Genomic DNA, 5512 nt, shown 5'->3' on the forward strand with positions numbered 1-5512 from the left:
TCGACGCGATGCTTTGCACGAGGTGGCGGCAAGCGATTACAGCAACATGGGTGCGGCGATGGGCTTCACGGCGGCCCTTGTCGCGCGCTTTGCCGGGGCTGCTCCGCTGGCGCCGGTTCTCTGGTGCGAGGGGAGCCACGCACCTTTCGATTTTGGCGGGCTCTATGGACCGGGGCTTGCAAGCTTCGGACTCGATCCGGCGCGGCTCGTTATCGTTACACCCTCCCGTGATGTCGAACTTCTATGGACGCTGGAAGAGGCGCTGCGGCTGGGTGCTTTCGCGGCGGTCGTGGGCGAGATCGACGCCGGCGCACGTGCCTTCGATCTCACCGCGACGCGGCGGCTTCAACTGGCGGCGGAAGAGGGCGGCGCGCCGGCTCTGCTTCTGACCGGACATCAAAGCGCCGGCGCAAGTGCCGCGGTCACGCGCTGGCGTATCGCCGCCGCGCCAAGTCCGGTCGATCTGCCATTGCAGGATCGCCAGATGCAGCTCCCCGGTCGGCCATGCTGGCATGTGACGCTCGAACGATGCCGTGGCGCCGAAAGAGGTGCGTCATGGAGCATGGAATGGGATCGGGCACGTCTGGAATTTGCCGCGCCGCGCTTGAAACCTGCGGAACGGAGAAAAACAGAATTAAGGCTGGCGGGATAGGTGCCCGTTACCACCAATAGGGCGGGCCATAGCGCGGACCCCACCAGGGCGGCGGCATGTTATTGGCGCGATCGATGGCGCGCGTGTTGTTTTCCTGCGCGCGGATTTCCTTCAGCTTCAGCATACAATTGCCGAAGGCTGTCGAGCCGGGCTTGAAGCCGAGGCTCTGGCATTCCTGTCCATCGGCTTGCCGCTGGGCGGCGTCCATTGCCGCCTGCTCTTCTGGACTGACACAGGCGGCAAGCGTCAGAAGGGCCGCCACCGCTAACCATTTACGCATTCACATCTCCTGAAGCCCTAAAAGCCATGAACGACACCCACACCAAGACCGAAGCTGACATCGGGCGATTGAGATCCGCGCTCCTTGGCGCGAATCTCCTTCAGCTTCAGCCGGCAATTGCCATAGGGCTCTGTGCCTGGCTTGAAGCCCAGATCGATGCAGTTCTGATTGTCGACCGCATCGAGCCGCGCCTGTTCGGCGGCGGGATCGGCGCAAGCCCCCGCAAGCAGGGCGAAGCCGATCACGGCACCGATCCACAAAGCCCGTCTGGTTTTCATCTTGGTGCCTCTTGTTTGATGTCTCCATCTTAAACGTGAAGAAGGCGAAACGGCGGCGTTTGATTTCACATTTTTTTGACTCGCCTTTTTAAACGGGTGGAGTCAGATTTATGTTCCTGTTTTGTTCTGATGATGGGTGGCGTGTCGATGACGGGGCGGCGACGGATCGTTGCAGTGTTTCTGCCGCATTGGCCGATGGATCGGTTCTTCAGAACCCTCAAAGGGAGTGTCGGGAAGCCGGTCGACCGCAGGCAACCGTTTGCTCTTGCCGCAGCTGCGCAAGGCGGTCTCCGCATTACCGCCCGCAATCATGCGGCGGCAAAAGAAGGCATCGCCCAGGGCCAGCTCGTCGCAGATGCCATGGCGCTTTGTCCGGCCCTGGATATGCGTGAGGCGGACTTTGCCGCCGACGCGACGGCGCTGAAAAAACTCGCCGATTGGTGCGGACGCTATACGCCATGGACGGCTCCCGATGCGCAGGGTCTCGGCGAAGAACCCGACGGCATCCTGATGGATATCACCGGCTGCGATCACCTCTTCGGCGGCGAGGCCGCGCTTCTCGATGATCTCATGGCACGGCTGAGAGGTTTCGGCATTGCGGCGCGTGCCGTCTCCGCCTCAACGCCCGGTGCGGCTTGGGCGCTTGCCCGCTTCGGCGAGAAGCCAGTTTTCAGCTTGCCTGCCGGTGAGGAGGAGCATGCACTTGGAAATCTGCCGGTGCGCGCCTTGCGTCTCTCCACCCATATTTCCGACGGGCTGCACAGACTCGGTCTGAAGCGTATCGGCGATCTTTATGGCCGGCCCCGAGCGCCGATCACGGCACGTTTCGGCACGGAGGTTACTCGTCGTCTCGACCAGGCACTCGGGCGCGCTTCGGAACCCATTTCACCAGAAATGCCGCTGGTGCCGTTCCGCGCCCGGCTTCTCTTCGCGGAGGGCCTGACGCGCATCGAGGACATCGAAACGGTGGTGGAGCGTCTCGCTCTTGAGCTTGGCGATCTGCTCACGCGCGATCAGAAAGGCGCGCGCCGGCTTGAGCTGCTGCTCTTCCGCGTCGATGGCGAGGTGATGCGACTTCTCGCCGGCACCAGCGCGCCTTCGCGCAATGCACACCATCTTTCACGGCTCTTTCGCGAGAAGCTGAAACAGACCGGCGACGATTTCGATGCGGGTTTCGGCATCGAGGCGATGAGCCTTGCGGCGCTCGACGTCGATGTCATGACGCCGTCGCAAGACGTCTTGTCCGGTGAGGCGCACCGCATGCGGGACATCGACGCGCTGATCGATAGGATCGGTAACCGTCTCGGCCCCTCCCGAGTGCGCCGCCTGAAGCCTTGCGCAAGTCACATACCCGAACGCGCGGTCGTGGCCGTTCCCGCGATGGGCGAAGCATCGCCGTTTCCCGCATTCATCTCTCCCAATGACTGGCGCATTCCCGATCTACTGCGCCTCGATGGTGCGATGGGCCGCCCCCTGCGCATGCTTGCCTGCGTCGAGCCGATCGAGGTCACAGCCGAAGTGCCGGAAGGTCCGCCACGCAGCTTCCGCTGGCGCCGTGTTCTGCATCATGTCGTGCGTTCGGAAGGTCCCGAACGCGTCGCGCCCGAATGGTGGCGGCGCGACGGTGATCGAACGCGCGATTATTACCGCATCGAGGACAAGGAAGGCCGCCGCTTCTGGCTTTACCGCGACGGTCTTTATACGCGCGATGCGCAGGAACCGCGCTGGTACTTGCATGGAATTTTCGGATGATGAAAGAGAGAGGTGAAAAATGATCCGCTTCTCCCGCAAGGGCGGCTTTGCCGAGCTTGCCGTGATGACGAATTTCAGTTTTCTGCGCGGCGGTTCCCACGCTGACGAGCTGGTGCTGGCGGCGAAGGCTCTTGGCCTGAGTGCGATCGGCGTCGCGGACCTCAATACGCTAGCCGGTGCGGTGCGCATGCATGCGGCGGCCAAGGCGAACGGGCTCCGACTTCTCGTCGGTGCGCGACTCGTCATGCAAGATGGTTTCGAGGTCATCGCGTATCCCGAGGATCGCACGGCCTATGCGCGGCTGACGAAACTGCTCACGCTCGGCAACAGGCGCGCGAAGAAGGGTGAGTGCCATTTGGCGCTCGCCGACATTCTTGCCGCCGGCGAAGGGCACTGCTTCATCGCCATGCCGCCTTCCGATCTGACATCGACCTTTGGCGAAACGCTCCGGACGCTGGAAAGGGCATTCCCGCGATCCGTCTGGCTTGGTGTCGCACCGCGATATGATGGCAACGATACACGGCGCTTCACCGCTCTCGAACGGCTCGCGCGCGAGACGGGCACGAAGCTGCTGGTGACGAACGACGTGCTCTATCATGCGCCTGAGCGTCGCCCTCTACAGGATGTGCTCACCTGCATTCGTGAGCATTGTACGTTGGAAACAGCGGGCTTGCGTCTGGAGGCCAATGCGGAACGCCACTTGAAATCCGACGCCGAAATGACACGCCTTTTTCCGCACGCGCCGGAAGCGCTGGATGAGGGCCTCAAGATCATGGAGCGCTGCCGTTTCTCGCTCGATGAATTGAAGTATGAATATCCCGCCGACAATTTCTCCGAAAACGAGACGCCTCAACAACTTCTCGTGCGGTTGACGCAGGAGGGGATGCAATGGCGTTTCCCGGGCGGTGTGCCGGACAAGATCGGGAAGGCGATCGAGCATGAACTCGCCCTGATCGAGGAAATGAACTACGCGCCTTATTTTCTCACCGTCCATGACATCGTTCGTCATGCGCGGAGTAAAGACATTCTTTGTCAGGGGCGCGGTTCTGCTGCGAATTCCACGGTCTGCTACTGTCTCGGCATTACCTCCGTCGACCCGACTGAAATCGATCTTCTTTTTGAGCGCTTCGTGTCGAAGGATCGCAACGAGCCGCCGGACATCGACGTCGATTTCGAGCATGAGCGGCGCGAGGAGGTGATCCAGTATATTTATGAAAAGTATGGTCGCGAACGAGCGGGCATCGCGGCGACCGTCATATCCTATCGGTCGCGCAGCGCCATTCGCGATGTCGGCAAGGTCTTCGGTCTTTCCGAGGACGTCATCAATGCGCTGGCGCGCTCGACCTGGGGCTGGTCCAATCACGGCGTTTCGGAAGAGGACGCGCGCAAGACGGGGCTTGACCCAACGGACCGACGACTTGAAATGGCACTGGCGCTAGCCGCCGAGCTCATCGGCTTTCCGCGTCATCTTTCGCAGCATGTCGGAGGTTTCGTCATCACCAAGGGGCTGCTCGAAGAGGTCGTGCCGATCGGCAATGCCGCAATGGATAAGCGCACCTTCGTCGAATGGGACAAGGACGATCTCGATGCACTCGGCATCCTGAAGATTGATGTTCTGGCGCTCGGCATGCTCTCCTGCATCCGTCGCGCCTTCGTCATGCTGGAAAAGCATTACGGCATCAAGATGAACCTTGCGACGGTACCGCAGAACGATCCGGCCGTTTACGACATGCTTTGCAAGGCCGACAGCGTCGGTGTCTTTCAGGTGGAAAGCCGGGCGCAGATGTCGATGTTGCCACGGCTAAAACCGCGCAACTTCTACGATCTTGTCGTCGAAGTTGCCATCGTACGGCCAGGGCCAATTCAGGGCGATATGGTGCATCCCTATCTGCGCCGGCGCGATAAGCTCGAAGAAGTGACTTACCCCTCGGTCGAACTCGAACAGGTTCTGTCGAAGACGATGGGTGTTCCCCTCTTCCAGGAGCAGGCGATGAAGATGGCGATCGTCGCGGCAGGCTTCACGCCGGGCGAGGCCGATCAGCTACGCCGTGCCATGGCGGCTTTCCGACGCGTCGGTACGATCGGGAAATATCGCGAGAAATTCATTGAAGGCATGGTGGAGCGCAATTACGAACGCGACTTCGCCGAGCGCTGCTTCAAGCAGATCGAAGGTTTCGCCGATTATGGATTCCCGGAGAGTCACGCGGCGAGCTTCGCGCTGCTCGTCTATGTGTCTGCCTGGATCAAGTGTCATTACCCCGATGTCTTCTGCGCGGCGATCCTCAATGCACAGCCCATGGGTTTTTATGCACCCGCGCAACTCGTCCGCGACGCGCGCGAACATGGCGTCGAGATGCGTGCCGTCGATGTGAATTTCAGCGACTGGGACTGCACGCTCGAAGCGGTGTCCGAAAGGTCGCGCTGCGCCGTGCGGCTCGGCATGCGCCAGGTGAAGGGTGTGCAGGAAGAGACGGGCGAGACGATCGTCAGGGAGCGCGGAAAAGGTTTCGATTCCGTGCGGCATCTCTGGCTCAAAACCGGGCTCACGCC

General features: G+C 61.3%; 5 protein-coding genes. 3 read left to right on the forward strand and 2 right to left on the reverse strand.

The features are described from left to right. Positions 1-652, forward strand: a 652-nt coding sequence (locus VMR03_RS16455) for a hypothetical protein (RefSeq protein WP_325407135.1), incomplete at its 5' end; no start/stop codon positions are given. Positions 653-659: 7 nt separating this feature from the next. On the opposite strand, the gene VMR03_RS16460 is transcribed toward VMR03_RS16455, so the two are convergent. Together VMR03_RS16460 and VMR03_RS16465 are read right to left on the reverse strand one after the other, a co-directional pair. Continuing rightward, positions 660-932 (reverse strand): hypothetical protein, encoded by a 273-nt coding sequence (locus tag VMR03_RS16460; protein WP_325407137.1) that lies wholly within the window; start codon positions 930-932, stop codon positions 660-662. A gap of 17 nt (positions 933-949) precedes the next feature. Further along, entirely contained in the window at positions 950-1210 is a 261-nt protein-coding gene (locus VMR03_RS16465) for a hypothetical protein (protein WP_325407139.1), read from the reverse strand. A gap of 147 nt (positions 1211-1357) precedes the next feature. On the opposite strand from VMR03_RS16465, the gene VMR03_RS16470 reads away from it, so the two are divergent. Both VMR03_RS16470 and VMR03_RS16475 read left to right on the forward strand, forming a co-directional pair. Beyond that, positions 1358-2962 (forward strand): DNA polymerase Y family protein, encoded by a 1605-nt coding sequence (locus tag VMR03_RS16470; protein WP_325407141.1) that lies wholly within the window; start codon positions 1358-1360, stop codon positions 2960-2962. 19 nt (positions 2963-2981) lie between these two features. Then, positions 2982-5512 (forward strand): error-prone DNA polymerase (locus VMR03_RS16475; RefSeq protein WP_325407143.1); only part of this gene is annotated, 2531 nt, incomplete at its 3' end.

This window comes from Parvibaculum sp. (assembly GCF_035511255.1).
Lineage (GTDB): Bacteria > Pseudomonadota > Alphaproteobacteria > Parvibaculales > Parvibaculaceae > Parvibaculum.

Coding starts and splice junctions, on each gene's coding strand:
- VMR03_RS16460 (WP_325407137.1), bottom strand. CDS start 932: ATGCGTAAATGGTTAGCGGTGGCGGCCCTTCTGACGCTTGCCGCCTGT.
- VMR03_RS16465 (WP_325407139.1), bottom strand. CDS start 1,210: ATGAAAACCAGACGGGCTTTGTGGATCGGTGCCGTGATCGGCTTCGCC.
- VMR03_RS16470 (WP_325407141.1), top strand. CDS start 1,358: ATGACGGGGCGGCGACGGATCGTTGCAGTGTTTCTGCCGCATTGGCCG.